Here is a 17,723-nt window from a genome sequence, read left to right on the forward strand (position 1 = left end):
TAACGATTTCAAAACTGTTGGTTCACAAACGGGTAAATTGTCTGAAGATATACTCATGTAAGTGACTCACTTAAACGAGATGCAAGTAGCTTGAAACTACAAACGTCTTTTTGCGACCACAAAACGTATGAACTATGCTTCACTTACTCACACTGGAAGAAGCACATTAAATAATGCGCCACCATTTTCTCCCACTGCTGCAGAGATGTGTCCCCCATGAGTGTTAACAATCTTACGACAGATTGCGAGTCCTATACCGGTTCCTTCATATTCAGTTTTCCCGTGCAGACGTTGAAAGATTCTGAAGATCTTATCAAGATGCTTCTCGCTGAGTCCAATTCCGTTATCACTGAATTCGATATGATAATACTCTTTACCTGAATCGACCCCTAAGGTCTTCTTCACCTTTTCTTTTTTTGCAATAGAGCACAATATCTTTATCTCCGGTTTTGCATCGGACCTTCTATACTTCAACGCATTAGACATCAGATTACTGAAAAGTTGCGTCATCTGGCTCGGGATGGCCCTGATTGTCGGGAGGCTAGCAATTTCAATTGATGCCTGAGTCTTCTCTATCGATAACTCAAAATCAAGCTTAACAGCGTCAAAAATTGTATTGAGATCAACAGATTCAAATTCATTCGTTTCATCTCCGATACGCGAATAAGCAAGGACATCACGAACAAGCTTCGACATGCGATCTGTCGAACTATAGATTTTCGAGATATAATCTTTTGATTTTTCGTTGACCTCGCCCAAGCTGTGTTCCAGCATCTGCGTGAAATTGCTGATCTTCCTGATCGGTTCCTGCAAGTCGTGAGAGGCGATGTACGCAAATTGCTCAAGCTCTTCATTAGACCGCCTTAGCTGCAAATTGGTTTCACCGAGCTCTTTGGTTCGTGCGACAACCGCGTCCTCAATTTGTTTTCTTATTTCAACCTGGTGACTCACTTCAACAACCATCAGAATAACCTTGGTAACCTTGTTCGTTTCGTCAAACACGGGTATGTACTCAAATGTTGCATAGATTTTTTCAGGCGCTCCTCTGCGCATGAGTACCATTTCATGTTCTTCACTCGTGTATTTGACTCCTGTTTTAAAAACGTTTTCCACGATAGGCTCAAACATTTCTGCCACTTCTTTCATGACTATCCAGTAGGGAGCGTGTTCAAACTCCTCGCGTTTCTTCCCTGCGATCAAAAGAAAACGCTCGTTGACCTCTTCAACCCATACTGGATTGCCACTAAGCACACAAATTCCAATCGGTGACGCGGCAATGAGATCACGCAATTCCTTTTCACTTTGCTCAATTTTTCCCAATGCAAGCATGTGTTCAGTGATATCCAAAGCATGAACGATAACGCCAATCACTTTCCCATCCGAAGTCTTATGAGGCGTGTATACAATATTCCACCATTTTTCGCCTCCCACTCGCTTAGGTGCATGCATATGGTATTCAACGCGTTCACCTGCATAAGCACGGGCCAGCAATGGTCCGGCTTTCTCGTATGCTGCTTCACCTATGAACTCACGCGATGTTTTACCTAAGGCTTCAGTAGCATTCACATTAAACCACTGCATGAAGACTCCATTGTAGGACCGATAGCGTTGCTCCTCGTCCATATAGAAAACCATAGCCGGTATTGCATCACGCATCAATTGGAGATGAGCTTCGCTTTCCTCAACTTTCTTCCGAGACAAGACTTGCTCTGTAACATCAATCGCAACCTGAATCATCCCTATAATCTTCCCCTCCTCTTTAAGCGGTCGATAGGCGAGGTTGTAATAGAATTCCTCTATTATTCCGTTACGCATATGAGGGACATACACTTCTGATTGATCAAAGGGCTTACCTTCCCAATATACCTTCTTCACCTGTTCCCATACATATTGTCCTTCCAGTTCCGGCATGGAGGTGATTAACGGAACACCAACTACTTCGATTCCACGCCCGAGCAATTGAAGCATGGCATCATTAACTTGTTCAACAACCAAATCATCGCCCATTAATACCAATGTAGGCGCCGGTGTCTGTTCAATCATTGTTTTTAAACTCGAACTAATTTCTTCGAGTCGCTGTCCTGCAAGCACTTGTTCGGTTACGTCAACAGCCATATTGATGATACCATAGACTGCACCATTATCATCAAACAAAGGTTTGTAGGTGAAGTTAAAATAGTAAGTGCCGAGCACGCCGCCTACTTCGAGCTCAGCCCGAGCAGCGCTTGACGAGTAAGGTTTGCCGCTTGTAAAAACATCGTCCAAAATTTGAAAAAATGGCTGGCCCTCCAATTCAGGGAGTGCATCTTTCAGCAGCATACCGATAGCAGCAGTGCTTTTCCCCCAAACTGAAAGCATGAGTTGGTTGGCGAAAGTAATTCTCTGTTCGCGACCGGTATAAAGAGCTGTTGCAACAGGTGCTTCTTCAATAAGGGAACGGAACCGTGCTTCGCTTTTTTCTATTTGTTTTCGCGAGCGGACTTGCAGCGTTACATCTGTTGCCACCACCAATATTCCGATTACTTCTCCTATCGTATTGCGTTGAGGCTGATAGGTGAGATTAACGTATATTGTTTCCAATTCGCCTTTGCGTTTGAGATCAACGGCAACTTCTTCAGCGATAAAAGGTTTCCCCGTCGAGATTACTTCTGTTAACAACTGATCAAAGCCCTGACCTTTTAATTCTGGCAATGCTTCTAGTAAAGGCTTATCAATTATTTGTTCCGGTTTCCTTCCTACAAGCTCACCATAGAACGGATTTACCAACCTGAATGTCAGGTTTTCTTTACTAATAGTGGCTATCGCTACCGGTGACTGTTCAAAATAGCTAAGCAGTTCTTCCTGACTTTTTTCAATTTTATTCTTCGCTGTCTGAAGCTCGTTCAAAGCAGTTACTTTGGAAGTAGTTTCAGTACACGTTACAAAGACGCCCTGTATCGAGCTGTCGTCTCCATAGGCAGGACTGTAGCTGAATGTCCAGTAAACATCCTCCATTTTTCCATTGCGATAGATGGGTAAGAATTGATCTTCAAACCAGACCGCCTCACCGGTTGTCATCACTTTTTCAATGAGAGGGCCAATGAAGTGCCATATCTCCGGCCATGCTTCTTTACCTTTTTTAGCAATTAATGGATGCTTGCCGTTGTTTCCAAGGCTTGGTCGATAAGCATCATTGTAAAAGCAAAGAAGATCTCTTCCCCAAAACAGGAACATGGGAAAGGCAGAGTGCAGAATTAATCCAACTGTTGTCTTGAGACTATGAGGCCAGGTTTCGGGGTTGCCAATTGATGTATGATTCCAATCGTAATTGCGGATCAACTCACCCATCTCTCCACCACCTTGAAGAAACGCTGGCGCACTATTTCTCATTTATTCATTCGGTTATAATGGGTTTCAATATTTCCACAAGCTTGTCGAACCTATCTGGTTTTGTTATGAAATCCATTGCCCCCATTTCTTTCATCAACTTAACCGTGGCGGCATGAGATGATGTGGAAATTATTATTACGGGAATATGTTGGGTCTCTGATCTCATTTTAACCTCTCTCAAAAAATCCTGCCCGCTCATAATCGGCATATTCAAGTCCAGGAAAATCACATCGGGATTAAGCTGCTTACTAATTAACATGGCAAGGGCTTCGCGGGCATTGGTTGACGTCTTGCATTCGGCTGTTTTTGAAACCAGGTCTAATGCCGTCTTAAAGATTTCATGATCTTCAGTGTCATCGTCTATGAGCAGTATTCTTCGAAAAGGCATCTGGATAGGTCTATAGCATTCGCAGCTAAATATCTGGTTAATCCGCCAAATTTCTAGGTTTCTAGACTACTTTGACTGTTGAATATTCAAGAAATAAGACCGAGACCTCTCCGATCCTAAATTTTCAGCTTAAGTATGTAAATGTATTTCATTGCAAAGCGCGTTCTTCACGATAATCAGAATGGAGCGATGCATTTATTTATCAGGCAATAATGTGAATCGGCTGACGGTAAACTATTAGGTAGAGAGTAATAAGAAATTCGTTTATTTAGCGTGATTACAAAACGATCGCACTAACATTTCGGACAATGTCGAAAAGTCAATCCTCCAATCTCTCCGAAGTTGCAAAAGTTTTCTTTCGTCTCGGATGGATTGCCTTCGGTGGACCCGCTGCTCATATTGCAATGATGCAAAAAGAAGTCGTTGAGAAAAGGAAGTGGCTCACTAATGAACATTTCCTTGACCTCGTGGGCGCAACAAACTTGATCCCTGGCCCAAACTCAACGGAGATGACGATGCATTGCGGTCATGAAAGGGCTGGACATAAAGGGCTGATCGTTGCTGGCCTATGCTTTATCATTCCAGCTGTACTTATCACAGGCACGTTGGCATGGGCATATGAACAATATGGGATGCTGCCCGAAGTCACGCCTTTCATTTACGGAATTAAACCAGCAATCATTGCAGTCATCATTACTACGATGATCACGCTTGGTAAGACCGCATTAAAATCTACAATGCTCGCAGTCATTGGCGTGATTGCGGCTACGTTGACGTTGTTGGGTGTCAATGAAATCTATGTTCTCTTCGGATCAGGTTTTGTTGGAATCGTCTTATACTATTTAAGAAATAGAAACCAGTTCAATACTGTTAACCCGGTTCTTGTTGCTTTGCCGTTGATGAACGAGGCTTCCAATTGGCGGGTATTTTTCATTTTTCTAAAAGTTGGTTCAATACTTTATGGAAGCGGTTACGTCTTATTCGCTTTCCTTGACGCTGAACTCGTGGAACAAGGAATCATCTCCCGGCAAGAACTAATTGACGCGATAGCAGTAGGACAGTTTACGCCGGGCCCTGTTTTTTCTTCGGCAACTTTTATCGGCTGGCAAATCGGAGGATTTCGGGGTGCACTGGCTGCAACTGTTGGAATATTTCTTCCTGCATTTCTATTTGTTGCATTTCTGAATCCTATCATACCTAAACTCAGGAAATCGACAATGATGGCTTCGTTCCTCGATACCGTTAACATCGCATCGATCGCGATAATCCTGGCCGTTGTAATAGACATGGGAAGAGATACATTGAACGATTGGCGGACAATTACTATCGCAATCACTGCCTTGGTGATAACCTATGTTTTCAAAAGTATCAACTCAGCTTTCATTGTGTTAGGCGGAGCCTTGGCAGGATATATTCTTAGCATCATCTGATTCGTTGATGCGTATTAATTCAATTTAAACCGAAAGCTAGTAAAGCCAAACGCGGACTACGATTTTTGAGTTTGAAATGCTCTAACACTTAGCGCGCATCCTACTATGCCCAGAACGGCTCCAACAATTGCCCCCGCTTTTCCGCCTCCAGTACCAAATCCTCCTGTCAAGTTTACTAAATGAATAATACTGAGGATGAGGGCTGCTGCGCCCAGCACGAAACCTGTAACGTACCATGAGCGCTTGCGAGGCTTTAGTTTCCAACCAATCACCACACTCACCAATCCAAGTGCGCCACCGATCAATGACTTTGCGCGTCCTGACGTTATACCTGTAACATAAGCGTTTCCATCAGCGCCTGATACTTGATCTGTTTGAGAAAATACCTCGATTGATAATGCAGGGAACACAAGCACCATGCAGACTATTACAGAAATGATTACTATTCTCATATGTTTTGTGTTGCGTGTTGATAGAATGAAATATCAATCCTTCGGCTCAAATAACTCAATGAGGTTTCCCGCCGGATCAAGCAGTAAGACTTGATTTCCTGCTTTAGCTGAGACCAGCTCATTTCGAAAGTTTGCTCCCTTACCCTTGAGGCGTGTGATCACCGCTTCAAGGTTATTCGTTTGAAGTTGAAGTCTGTTCCACCCTCCTGGCGTTGGTGCAACACCATCGGGCATTGATTGACCAGCACCTCCTGCTCCGGGTTCATTGAGAAAAAGACGCAAGTTCCCTTTTGACAACATGGCAAAGCCATTCGGCGGATTCATTATGATATCGAACCCGAGCAATTCTGTATAAAACTTAACACATGCCGTAACATCATTTACAATATATCTCACGGGCACAGTTTCTATTTTGAGAAATAGCTCATCCATCATTTTCGTTGTTTGGTTTCATCATTAGTTTTTAAAAGACAAGTTGGTGTGCAGAGCGCCTACAATCATGACCAGCGCTGTTATCTTTAAGCAAAGTAAAAAATGATGGAAATCTTTTTCTTGGAAAATTGCGACATTGTCACTTGAAGTCAACAGTCGCTCGCGTATCAGCAGCCTTGAATTGATTGATGGCGAACTCGCGTGGGCTGTAGCCTGTCAACTTTTTAAACTCGTTTGTAAAATGAGATTGATCAAAATAACCCACATTCACGGCGACCTGCGCGAGCGATTTACCATGACCTATCTCTTTCAATACATTTTTGAAACGTACGATACTGAAAAAATCTTTTGGACTAAAACCAGAAAAGTCCTTGAACTTTCGTTCGAACTGTCTTCGCGATAGATTGCAACGATCTGCAAATGTTTCAATTGAAAGTACCCTGTTGTTATCTACAACGGATTTAAAGTTTTCAATAAACCCATTCTCATGATTTTTTGTGATTGAGATTCTCTTGAAAAGAAAATCTGAAACGAGTTGTACGCGCTTCAAGTCGGTTTCCGCCGTGATCACCCGTTCTTCAAGCACTCGCCCGTTATCGCCCCAAAGTGTTTCACTATCAACTTTCAGATTTAATAACTCTGATGCAGGGAGATTAAAAAGAAGCATAAATGCATGCGGATATAAATACGCACCAAAAAGTCGAAAATTCTGATTTGTTTTAAATTGCCTAAATTTCTTGGCCTGCCCGAAGACACCGGAATGAAAAGTACTCCCCTCCATACCGTCGCTTGAACTGATCGACAGTTTTCCTCTACAATAAAATATCAACTCAATACAGTTGTCCGGAAGAGCCCGATGAACAAATGGTCCATTCATACGTTCCACCTCGACCTCAAGGCTCCAAAAGTAACGCACATATTCCGCGAGACAGCCATCTGGTTGATATGTTTTATAATTTATCATGTTACATACGCTCTTCATCAGCGCTAACGTAAAGCCTGTCTTGAAGTTTAGCCACCACGCCGGTTAGAAACATCGGCACGCGATAACCAGTGCGCCATATTTGTGGTGCGTGCGATTCTCATCACATTTTAGTTGCTGCAAATTTACGTACCCCAGAATATTTCCGGATGAGTTTCCGACATGCACGCGCAAATGGACGCTCATCATTACATATTTTAATTTGAGCAAAGATCTTTGTCATGCAATTATTTTCGATGGCAATGTCAACACCTTTGTCAGCGACATGAACGGCCATACCCCTTTGATTTTTTCCGTAGGATTTCTTGATGATAGTTTGGTTCACATTGCACAATCTAAAAATAAATGTAATTTAAACATTTATTTATCGAGACTACTAAACAGGAATCAATTCTATATTACTTATGAAGGTGCTTATACTCAATTTGATTTTATGTCTTTCTCACGCATTACAAACCTTTTCGCAAAATCCCGCAGTGGTTACTGGTCCAGATGGAAATCTAAAAGTAAGCATCGCTGTCAAAAGTGGGGTTCCTGTATACTCAGTTACTTACAACCAGCGGATAATTCTTGAAGATTCTCCATTGGGATTGATTACCAATGAAGGAGACTTTAGCAAGAACATGACGTTGATAGAATCAACTGTTGGACGAGTGAGTAAAGCGTACGTCCAGGATAAGATAAAGCGTTCTTATGTGAAGTATAGCGCCAATACGTTGAAGTGCCAATTCAACAATGAACAAGGCAAGCAAGTTTCCGTTTTGTTCCAGGTAAGTGCTAATGATATTGCGTTCAGATATGAATTACCTGTATGGAAAGATCGAATGGCTTGTGTCATTGAGGCGGAAACTACTGGCTACAAATTTCCATCAGCAACAACATCCTTTCTTTCGCCGATGATGATTCCCATGAGCGGGTTTGCCCGCACAACGCCCAGTTATGAAAGTGGCTATGAAACCGATGCACCGTTAGACAAAGCGACGTCTTCTGATGGATATGTATTTCCAGGACTTTTTCGCATAGGCAATAATAGTTGGGTCTTGCTTTCCGAAACTGGTGTGAGAAGCACTTACTGTGCATCGCACCTAAGCAAATACAAGGATGGATTATTTCATGTAGACTTTCCGAACGCAAAACAAAACAATGGGTTCGGCAGTATAGGCGCACAGTTGGCGCTGCCTGGCGTTACACCTTGGCGAACCATTACGGTTGGCGAATCACTCAAGCCAATCGTCGAAACAACAATTCCGTTTGATGTGGTTGATCCACTTTATGAAAGTTCGCAGTCGTACAAGTATGGCCGGGGTACATGGAGCTGGATCGTTTGGCAGGATGAAAGCATGAACTTTGACGATCAAGTGAAATATATTGACCTCGCTGCTGCCATGAATTACGAATACATTTTGATCGACGCATGGTGGGACGCAAGAGTGGGTTACGACAAGATGGAGCAGTTGGTTCGTTATGCCGCGTCCAAAAATGTTGATGTATTCTTATGGTACAATTCGAATGGCGGCGTAAACGATGCCTTCATGACCCCGCTTAATAAAATGAATACATCAATTGCGCGAAAGAAAGAAATGAAGTGGCTTCATGAAATCGGTGTAAAAGGTTTGAAAGTAGATTTCTTCGGTGGCGACAAACAGGAAACACTACGACTATACGAGGATATCTTTTCCGATGCAAATGATTACGGTCTTATGGTTATCTGTCATGGCGCAACATTACCGCGCGGATGGGAACGAATGTATCCGAACTTTGTGGGAAGTGAAGCTGTACTCGCCTCGGAAATGTTAATCTTTTCTCAAGATGTTCGCGAAAAAGAAGCGCTTTACGCGACGCTACATCCTTTTATCAGAAACACTGTGGCAAGTATGGAGTTTGGTGGCGTGCTGCTCAACGACTTCTTGAATAAAGGGAATAAAATTGGCCAGGAACGTTTAACCACTGATGCTTTCCAGTTGGCGACAAGTGTACTTTTTCAAAACCCAGTACAGATGTTTGCTTTAACACCAAACAACTTGACGGATGTACCCGCATTCGAAATTGACTTCATGCGGAATATTCCGACCACATGGGATGAAACGATTTTCGTCGATGGTTACCCAGGCCGTTATTGCGTCCTCGCACGCCGTCATAAGGAGAAATGGTATGTTGCTGGTGTAAATGCAACCAAATCTCCGATTCAAATTAAAACCAATTTGAGTATGTTCGCAGGAAAGGAAGTGTTACTATATAACGACAACAAAAGTCGTGAAACATTCATGGCTTCTTTGAGCGTTCCTAATGACGGCGCAACATCAATAACCATTCAACCCAACGGTGGAGTCGTGATAACGAAGTAGCTGTAAATGTTTACGATTTTATATGAAGTACGTCATCATATTTTTCATACTTCTTTCCTATCACGCAAACGCCCAAACACCGGCGCGATATAATCACGTCACGAACGATGTGCAGTTAATACATTCACAGATACTCAACCAAGACCGCTATGTATACATCCACGTTCCAAAAATCGATTCTAACCAAGTAAACAAACCATTGGATGTCTTGTATCTATTGGATGGCGAAAATCATTTTCACATAGTTTCCGCATACGTAGAATACTTAAGGCATTGGGGGGTTATTCCGCCTGTCATTGTAGTAGGTATTCTTAGCGCTGACCGCGTAAAAGACCTTACACCAACCAATAGCTTAATTGACTTTGACGGCAACGTAGATTCTAGGTATAAGACATCCGGCGGCAATGAGCAGTTTTTAAACTTTGTAAAACAGGAATTAATGACTTATGTCGAGGGTCGTTACAAAACCAGTAGATTCAAAATATTTGCTGGCCATTCTTTCGGCGGACTTACAGTGATCAATTGCATGCTAAACCATCCCGAAATGTTTGATGCTTACGTAGCCGTAAGCCCTTCCCTATGGTTCGACAACAAATATGTTTTACGCTTAGCAGAGCAAAAACTTGCTGCTGCAGCGATTACAGGTAAGAAACTATTTTATAGTGTTGGAAATGAAGATGGCACTTTTCGCAACGACGTGTTGGAATTCAATAAACTATTTAGACATCGTAGCTTACGAGATTTTGAACACATGTATAAAGATTATCCATTTGAATCTCACATGACGGAACCAATTCCTGCTTACTACGATGCGCTGCGATTTGTTTACAAAACTTGGGCTCCTGAAACCACCAAGTAATGTGACGAGATATAATCGACAATCTACATCATCATTGGTGACGTGAGTAGCATGCTTCACCCTACTCCAGCGGCTTGATGAACTTCATCAACGCGCGGTCATGATGGTGGCGAATGACACACGCACGATCAAAAATCATCGTTGATCCATTTGCCACTGTATATGGCTCCCACGCAGGAAGTTTACCTACAACGCTAGGGCTACCAGTCTTTGCAAAGTTTATCCATGCCGAACTCATCTTATCCGCCATATCGTATGATTCTTTCGTTGTCCCTGTCCAATCCGACCTGATGTCTACATTATCGAAAGCCAAAGCAACATCCAGGCCGTGAAAAGAACCACGGGAGCTGCTATCCATGGGACTTTTCCAGGAGAGAAAGTAGCTGTACACAGGTGCACTGGATTGCGCCGACCACGCATCGGCTGTGCGAATGGTAAATGGTCTGAATATTGTGTCAACTGAAAGCAAATCCTGCGGCGTGAAATCGGGATAAGCCTCCGAATATAACTTTACAAAGTCATCCGTTCTATGGTTGTATATTTTGTTAAGTCTCTCTTTTGCGTGCGCGAGCGTGAGATCTTTTTCACTGTAGGCCGTGCGAATCAATTCGTTCAATGTTGTTCCTATCACCAAAGGTATCTTGTTCGAAATGCTGGCAAAACCGGGCGTGAAGGGCTGCTGCAGCAATACCTCTCCATCAGCGGAAGGCGCAAAACCAAACATCGTCGGAGATCCTGGTATTCTTTTGCCATTGATTGATTCAATCGCATCGTTCCCGGCCTTTAACAAAGTATGATAAGATAGCGTATCAAGTTTGTGGAGGTCATTGGTTGCAATTCCAAGCGTCTTCAGCACAGCCAGTCCCAAGCCCTGGGATTTTTCTTTTGTCATCACATTAATGAGTGTTCCGCTCTGAATAATTGCTTTGTGAAACAATCCTTTCGCCGAAGGCATGCACATGAGTGTTCCCACTTTTCCGCCACCACCCGATTCACCAAAAATTGTGACATTAGAAGGATCGCCACCGAAATTTTTAATATTATCTCTGGTCCATTCAAGAGCCTTTACAACATCTAACATCCCCACATTCGCCGATTGCGCATATTTAGGGTCGGCGCCAGAGAGATCCAGGAAGCCCAGAATATTAAGACGATGGTTTACAGACACCACCACAACATCTCCTTTTTTCGCAAGTGCTTTTCCATCAGTCATTGGATCGCTGCTACTGCCTACATGAAAGCCACCGCCGTGTAACCAAAACATTACAGGGCGTTTTTTTCCGTCAGACAATCCGCGCGTCCATACGTTGACGCTGAACAACTCTTTTTCGTTCATCAAAGAGTCGTTAATCCATGGCACCACTTGTTTCGCCACTGGTCCGAAGGCAACGCATTCGCGTATACCTTCCCAGCGATCAGGATCCTGCGGCACCATGAATCGCTCAGCCTTCGCATAGGGTATCCCTTTGAAAATAAAAACACTGTCTTCATGCAAACCAGAAACCTTTCCAAAGCTTGTATTCACGGATAATGCATCATCCTCGTTAACCGGACTACACGCATGGAAAAATAATGAGATAACGATGATGTAGTTGATACTTGAACCGAATAAGGCTTTCATGGAAAGAGATTACGTTTAAGATTGCAGACGAATTGAAGTGCGGAGTTTTACATTACAGGCTTCCCATATGCACTGATAGTTTTGATACTTCCATCGGCCTCATGTGTGAGCGGTGTTACTTTGATATTCCGCAAATGCGTCTTTCCTGAAAGTTCGACATCATGATAGAACAAGTACCATTTTCCATTCACTTCCGCAATTGAATGATGGTTTGTCCAGCCGAGGACTGGATTTAAAATTACACCCTTGTATGTGAATGGCCCATAAGGCGTATCGCCGATCGCGTAAGCGATAAAATGCGTGTCACCTGTTGAATAGGAGAAATAGTATTTTCCATTGTACTTGTGTAGCCATGAGGCTTCGAAAAATCTTCTGTCGTGATCGCTACCGGCAATAGGTTTTCCATGCTCGTCAACGATATCAATTTCTTTAACAGGCTCGGCAAATGAAAGCATATTATCGGAAAGACGCGCAACGCGTGGTTTGATGGCCGGACCACCATCATCGCGATCAGTCTTCGATCCATTGGCATCGTACTTTCCATTATCCCAACGTTGCAACTGACCGCCCCAGATTCCACCAAAGTACATATAGTATTTTCCGTCAGAATCCTTAAAGACAGTCGGATCAATACTATAGCTTCCCTCAATAGGTTTAGCTTCAGGCTTGAACGGTCCTTCAGGTGAATCCCCGACGGCGACGCCGATTTTAAACACATCTTCTTTATCCTTTACAGGAAAATATAAGTAGTACTTGCCACCTTTCTCAGCCGCATCGGGCGCCCATAATTGCCGACCTGCCCATGTAATGTCTTTTATATCCAGCGCCACACCATGATCAGTGACTTTCCCGCCTACGCTATCCATAGACAACACATGATAATCTTTCATATCAAAGTGTGATCCAAGGTCGTCTTGAGGAACTCCCGCTTCGATATCGTGTGATGGATAAATATAAATCCGGCCGTTGAATACGTGCGCCGATGGGTCCGCTGTATAAATGTGACTCACCAATGGATCTGAAATTGCCTGAAGTGTGTCCGTAGGCTCAGTGGTAGTTTCCGCCGTTGTTTCAGTGTTTTCTGAAGAACGGGAACCACAGGAGAAAATTAACGTGCTCGTGATGCCAAGTGTAATTACACCCAGTGCGCTGGAGGCAAATGCTTTCTTTAATTTAAGGTTGATGGTTGTCATGTATCGAAATATTGATTGCGTAAAATAACTGAATGGAATGCTACATGTTACTTGAAGAGAAGCGGCGCAAGCTGATATAAACTTCTTCTCCAAGTCTGGAATTCGTGAGCCGTGCCTTCCGAAATGTATGATACCGCATTCATCCCAGCTTTCTGCAAAGCTGCCGCAGCACTTTTTACACCGTCTGGTCTCTCCTTGCTGCCACAACTGAGGAAGACCAATTTAACTTTTGATTTGTCAACAATATCTTCTGGCTTATAAGTACCACCACTTAACAGCGCGTAATGAGAGAATACATCCGGTTTGTTTAACGTAATCAGTTTAGTTTCCATACCGCCCATGGAAAGACCTGCCATGGCACGATTACGCTGGTCGGAAATTGTGCGGAAATGGCTATCCACATAGGGAATCAACTCGTCAACCAGTACAGTTTGAAAATGCTTGATGTCGAATTCATGGATGCGACCCCACTTTACTTCATTAGTCATTCCATAAGTCATGACAATAATGAACGGCTTGATCTTTCCTTCCGCGGTAAGGTTGTCCATGATGAGGTTAGCTCTGCCCTGGCTCGTCCATGCAGTTTCATCTTCTCCCCATCCATGCTGAAGATACAATACAGGATATCGCGTTGACTTATTTTTGTCATAGCCCGGAGGCGTGTACACAAATGCCCTTCGCGAAGTACCCGTACTTTTAGATGGGAACAGGATCTGCTGAACATGGCCATGCTGTACATCCCGCAATTCATAGAAGGCCTGATCATGTGCGGGAATTTCTATTCCGCTTTCCCATCGCACCGACCCGTAAAAGTTGAGCGCACCCGGATCATTGAATTTTCCACCGTCAATGTTTATGTTGTAGTAATGAAAACCTTCGTCCATAGGGCCTGCCGTTGTTCCAGTCCAAAAGCCATCGTTACCTTTGGTCAGTTTAGTCCCACCTTTGCCGCCGAGGCCGAGACTAACCCTCACGCTATCGGCTGCTGGAGCCAGAATTTTAAAACGCGCGTACCCCTGTGAGTTGACTTGCGGATACTCCTGCCCTGGTTGATTCAGGCTTGATGGTTTAAAATCTTCTTTGACGTTTTGATCCGACTGAGCAAACAACACGGATGAAAAAAATAAAGAAAACACGATAAGAGGGTAGCGTATCATTTCTTATAAAGGTTGATGGTTTAAAATTTCCTTTAAGGTTTAAATAGTTTTTGTGCGATCGTCGTGAGGTAGAGTTTACAATTCATCCAGGTGTGGCCTCCATCCGAAATAAAGGTTTCGTGCTTGATTTCTTTTTGCTTCAGCAATTCGATGTAGTCCTGGATCACGCCAAATAAGAAGTCGTCCTTTCCAACACCGATCCAGAAAAGTTTAAGTCGTTTATTTGTCTGAGCCGGATCCGCGAAAGCTACGGCATTGTTACGCTCAAATTCTTCCTTCAACATTCCGGGAGCAAATCCGCAAATCCATGAAGCTAAATCCGGATGATTAAGTCCCAGATACAACGTCTCGCCTCCGCCGCCAGAGAACCCTGCGATCGCACGATTGTCCTTGTCAGCCTTCACACGATAGTTTTGTTCGACGAAAGGAATCAAATCATTCAAAAAGTCTTTTTTGAATTCCTGCAGGTTCTCCCAATTGCGTAAACTCCCTGACGACTTGCTAACGATAGGAAAAGCACGGCCATAAGGCATGACGATGATCATGGGCTTCGCTTTACCCTGCGCAATGAGATTGTCGAGGATGATGTTGGCTCTCCCTACTTTAGTCCATGTCTCTTCCGTGTCCGTTGTACCATGAAGCAGATAGAGAACGGGAAATTTTGCCTTCGTATCCTGTTCATAACCTGGAGGCGTATAAACAACCACAGGTCTTGTACCGAGTTCCGGCGACCTATAATAACGATAAGCGACAGTGCCGTGGGGAACATCCTGTAGTGTGTGCAACAGCGGTGAAGAACCTGTGATTTCTACAAGACTACTTTGAAACCCTTCGTTAGGAAAGGTCGCGGAATTTCTTGGATCGGCGACCGACGTACCATCGACTATAAAATGATAAGGGTATATATCTGGCTTAGCGGGGCCCAACACTACTGACCAAACTCCGAGGGAGTCTTTAGTCATCGCCATGGGAGATTTTTCAATTTGTGTACTCAGCTTTACCTCGCGGGCAGACTTTGAAAAAAATCTGAATATTACGGTATTGTCTGAACGCACCTCAGGAGAGGTGAATACAGGCGGCACCGACTGTGCATAAAGAGGACAACTTACACTAAGTGTTAAACAGATAAACGTTATCGTGCGGGGCAAGTTGGCAATCATTTGATGTGGTTTTTCATCCAGGTCCATTCATCTATTCCACATGCTAAAGATACAGCCATCTAAAAAGTATGACTTTCAGAAATCGTTCATTTACTTGTAGTTTTAAAACATCAAAAAAATTAACAGGCAGTGCTTGAGCTGGTTAGCGCAGGTGTTATAGAAACTGAGAAATTGCTATGACACAAACATCTCCGACGCCGTTGGTGGTTGCGTGAGCCTGCGCCGGGTGTCACCAACAAATGTATGCGCCATTTAGAGTGGACAGTATTACAGGGTAGTCTTTCCTCTGTTCTTAACGTTTCAAAGTATTCGACACCATCACAGGGCGATCAAAATTGAAGGAGTTTAATATTCTACCGGCTTCACCCATGAATTTCACTGAAACTACTTTTTTCGAGATCGAAATATAGCAATCTATGTAAAAAGGCACTTTCTTTTGAGTATTCGTTTTGATAAACGCCGGTTCCCATGCGGTATCAAGAATTATAAAAAGATCTTTTTCAAGCCTATCAACATTAAAAACCGTTTTAATGGAAGGTTTAAACACTAGTCGAAGCTTTCCTTGTTGATTTAAAGAGTAAGTAAAGATTACATAGTCACTGTCTTTCACTTTTATATCATCAGTATCACTAAGCGCGGTCCTCAACGCTGAAGAAACCTCTGAATATTTTTTGATAACAGGTTGCGCAACAGTGTCATAAATAGATGGAATATTCTCCTTGAATTCAAAACATGAAGGTCCGATCGAATCTTGTGCGACGATAGGTGATACCATTAACCAGAGAAATAAAAAGAAAAATAGAGTTTTCATTTTTGGTATAAATTTCAATGGAACACCACCAACGGTATTTTAAGATTCACGTTCCCCCAACCTTGTTTATGTATTCAGTCTTTGCAAAGCTAACATATTTGAGCTGCGTAGATAAACGTGCTCCTTGTTCTCCTTGTCCTAAATGACAGGCCTTTAAAATGAAATTTCCACCATCCTTACGCCTTTGTTGGTGTTTGCCTGAGCATGCGCCGGGTGTCACCAACAAATGTATGGCCATTGAATCGATTATCAACCATCGACATGACACAGGAAATCCCAAGAACAGTCGGCGTGTAGATAAAATCCGGCGCTTGAGTATTTATAGTCTTCGGGATTAGTACACGGTGACGAATTCGGCATGATGCCGAGCATAATCCATTTGATTTTTCGTACACAACGGGGTGACATCGATATTAATCAAAATTCCAAGAACCTTGAATAACCAACGCAGATTTTCAATTACGAAAGAATTTGCCGTAATCTTGTTGGTGCCGCAGCCCACTTGCCGCGTCGAACACCAACAAGGGATACGGGAGAACACAAAAATAAAACCAGCGGATTTCTTCGATCACACGATCGGCATAACCTATACCCGAGGCCCCGTGCAAGACATTGTTCTTTGGTTTACCCCTGCTACTGCACCTTACATTAAGACACAACATCTACACCACAGCCAGCAGATTATTGAAGACACTGCGAAAGGGCTAACGGTGAAACTGAAGCTTCGGGTAAACTACGAGCTTACAGCTTTGTTGTTGATATTCGTTCCCAACATTGTCATCCTTGAGCCGTTGTCATTGCGTAAATCCTTTTATGATATACTGCACAAGGGAGTCGACGGACACAGAGAACATGATTCTCTGCGACCCTCTCTGTAAAATATCAACCTACTTGGTTTTAGTAGGCGACCATTAAAATTCACCGGATCTTAATATTAAAAGAGTGCTTAATCTGGCTCATCACAAAAGTGCTTTGCGTGCTTCCAATGCTGCTTACTGATCCTAGTTTGTTGAATACAAAATCCTGGAAGTGTTTCATATCACGCGCATACACCTTGAGTAGAAAATCATGTTCGCCGGATATGTTATAACACTCTACAACTTCATCCAGCTTCTGAATATCTTTTACAAAATTGTGTCCGATACTTTTGTCGTGTTGCTTGAGCTTTATACTGACGAAGACGATCAGTCCGTAGCTGAGTTTCTCTGCATCGAGCAGTGCAATGTATTTTCTGATGTATCCCTTTTCCTCCAGTCGTCTGACGCGCTCAAATACGGGAGAAGGAGAAAGATTTACTTTCGTGGCCAGATCCTTCGTTTTGATAGAAGAATCGTTTCCGAGTATTTTAAGAATCTGGATGTCTGTTTCGTCTAACTCATCGACAGAAAATTTTCCTTTAAGCGGATCTGATTTCATCACTATACAGGTTTAAAATCTTTAAAGTTAACATATCACAACTGATTTTACTGAATTATCATCAAATTAAAGCATTCTAAGCGTTACTATAGATTTTTGACGGACTTT

At 43.0% G+C, this 17,723-nt stretch carries 15 protein-coding genes; 4 read left to right on the forward strand and 11 right to left on the reverse strand.

The window, feature by feature from the left end; all coding sequences use genetic code 11:
• Window positions 1-147: 147 nt before the first annotated feature.
• Together DQQ10_RS05610 and DQQ10_RS05615 are read right to left on the reverse strand one after the other, a co-directional pair.
• The gene (locus DQQ10_RS05610; RefSeq protein ID WP_112745857.1) at window positions 148-3,369 is read right to left on the reverse strand and encodes a PAS domain-containing protein; all 3,222 of its coding nucleotides are present in this window, start codon (window positions 3,367-3,369) and stop codon (window positions 148-150) included.
• Window positions 3,370-3,373: 4 nt separating this feature from the next.
• On the reverse strand, window positions 3,374-3,757 hold the full coding sequence (locus tag DQQ10_RS05615) for a response regulator (protein ID WP_112745858.1): 384 nt from the start codon (window positions 3,755-3,757) through the stop codon (window positions 3,374-3,376).
• A 308-nt stretch (window positions 3,758-4,065) separates the two neighbouring features.
• On the opposite strand from DQQ10_RS05615, the gene chrA reads away from it, so the two are divergent.
• The gene (chrA, locus tag DQQ10_RS05620) at window positions 4,066-5,187 is read left to right on the forward strand and encodes a chromate efflux transporter (RefSeq protein WP_112745859.1); all 1,122 of its coding nucleotides are present in this window, start codon (window positions 4,066-4,068) and stop codon (window positions 5,185-5,187) included.
• 56 nt (window positions 5,188-5,243) lie between these two features.
• Here the strand turns inward: chrA and DQQ10_RS05625 are convergent, their stop codons facing one another.
• The 3 genes from DQQ10_RS05625 to DQQ10_RS05635 all read right to left on the reverse strand — a co-directional run bounded on the left by DQQ10_RS05625 (window position 5,244) and on the right by DQQ10_RS05635 (window position 7,035).
• The gene (locus DQQ10_RS05625; protein WP_133259541.1) at window positions 5,244-5,639 is read right to left on the reverse strand and encodes a DUF6223 family protein; all 396 of its coding nucleotides are present in this window, start codon (window positions 5,637-5,639) and stop codon (window positions 5,244-5,246) included.
• Between the two features lie 33 nt (window positions 5,640-5,672).
• On the reverse strand, window positions 5,673-6,035 hold the full coding sequence (locus tag DQQ10_RS05630; RefSeq protein ID WP_221409674.1) for a VOC family protein: 363 nt from the start codon (window positions 6,033-6,035) through the stop codon (window positions 5,673-5,675).
• A gap of 175 nt (window positions 6,036-6,210) precedes the next feature.
• Window positions 6,211-7,035, reverse strand: a complete 825-nt coding sequence (locus DQQ10_RS05635) for a helix-turn-helix transcriptional regulator (RefSeq protein ID WP_165823807.1) — start codon at window positions 7,033-7,035, stop codon at window positions 6,211-6,213.
• Between the two features lie 422 nt (window positions 7,036-7,457).
• Here DQQ10_RS05635 and DQQ10_RS05645 point away from each other — a divergent pair, with 422 nt between their 5' ends.
• Window positions 7,458-9,398 carry a glycoside hydrolase family 97 protein gene (locus DQQ10_RS05645; RefSeq protein WP_112745863.1) on the forward strand — a complete coding sequence of 647 codons (1,941 nt, stop codon included), beginning with the start codon at window positions 7,458-7,460 and terminating at the stop codon, window positions 9,396-9,398.
• Window positions 9,399-9,420: 22 nt separating this feature from the next.
• On the forward strand, window positions 9,421-10,257 hold the full coding sequence (locus tag DQQ10_RS05650; RefSeq protein ID WP_112745864.1) for an alpha/beta hydrolase: 837 nt from the start codon (window positions 9,421-9,423) through the stop codon (window positions 10,255-10,257).
• A 61-nt stretch (window positions 10,258-10,318) separates the two neighbouring features.
• Here DQQ10_RS05650 and DQQ10_RS05655 read toward each other — a convergent pair whose 3' ends face one another.
• From DQQ10_RS05655 to DQQ10_RS05675, 5 genes are all read right to left on the reverse strand, one after another.
• The gene (locus DQQ10_RS05655) at window positions 10,319-11,878 is read right to left on the reverse strand and encodes a carboxylesterase/lipase family protein (protein WP_112745865.1); all 1,560 of its coding nucleotides are present in this window, start codon (window positions 11,876-11,878) and stop codon (window positions 10,319-10,321) included.
• A 47-nt stretch (window positions 11,879-11,925) separates the two neighbouring features.
• Complete coding sequence (locus DQQ10_RS05660; protein ID WP_112745866.1) at window positions 11,926-13,071, reverse strand: glycoside hydrolase family 43 protein; 1,146 nt, start codon at window positions 13,069-13,071, stop codon at window positions 11,926-11,928.
• A 47-nt stretch (window positions 13,072-13,118) separates the two neighbouring features.
• Entirely contained in the window at window positions 13,119-14,228 is a 1,110-nt protein-coding gene (locus DQQ10_RS05665; protein ID WP_112745867.1) for an alpha/beta hydrolase, read from the reverse strand.
• A gap of 32 nt (window positions 14,229-14,260) precedes the next feature.
• Complete coding sequence (locus tag DQQ10_RS05670) at window positions 14,261-15,388, reverse strand: esterase (RefSeq protein WP_112746224.1); 1,128 nt, start codon at window positions 15,386-15,388, stop codon at window positions 14,261-14,263.
• A 292-nt stretch (window positions 15,389-15,680) separates the two neighbouring features.
• Window positions 15,681-16,199 carry a hypothetical protein gene (locus tag DQQ10_RS05675; RefSeq protein ID WP_133259542.1) on the reverse strand — a complete coding sequence of 173 codons (519 nt, stop codon included), beginning with the start codon at window positions 16,197-16,199 and terminating at the stop codon, window positions 15,681-15,683.
• 434 nt (window positions 16,200-16,633) lie between these two features.
• Between DQQ10_RS05675 and DQQ10_RS05685 the strand changes: the two genes are divergently transcribed.
• Window positions 16,634-17,077: a WYL domain-containing protein gene (locus tag DQQ10_RS05685; RefSeq protein ID WP_165823808.1), complete on the forward strand. Its 444-nt coding sequence runs from the start codon at window positions 16,634-16,636 to the stop codon at window positions 17,075-17,077.
• A gap of 40 nt (window positions 17,078-17,117) precedes the next feature.
• Here DQQ10_RS05685 and DQQ10_RS05690 read toward each other — a convergent pair whose 3' ends face one another.
• A complete protein-coding gene (locus DQQ10_RS05690; protein ID WP_112745871.1) occupies window positions 17,118-17,615 on the reverse strand; it encodes an Lrp/AsnC family transcriptional regulator in 498 nt (165 codons plus the stop codon).
• Window positions 17,616-17,723: the final 108 nt, after the last annotated feature.

This window comes from Pseudochryseolinea flava, assembly GCF_003286915.1.
Classification (GTDB): domain Bacteria; phylum Bacteroidota; class Bacteroidia; order Cytophagales; family Cyclobacteriaceae; genus Ohtaekwangia; species Ohtaekwangia flava.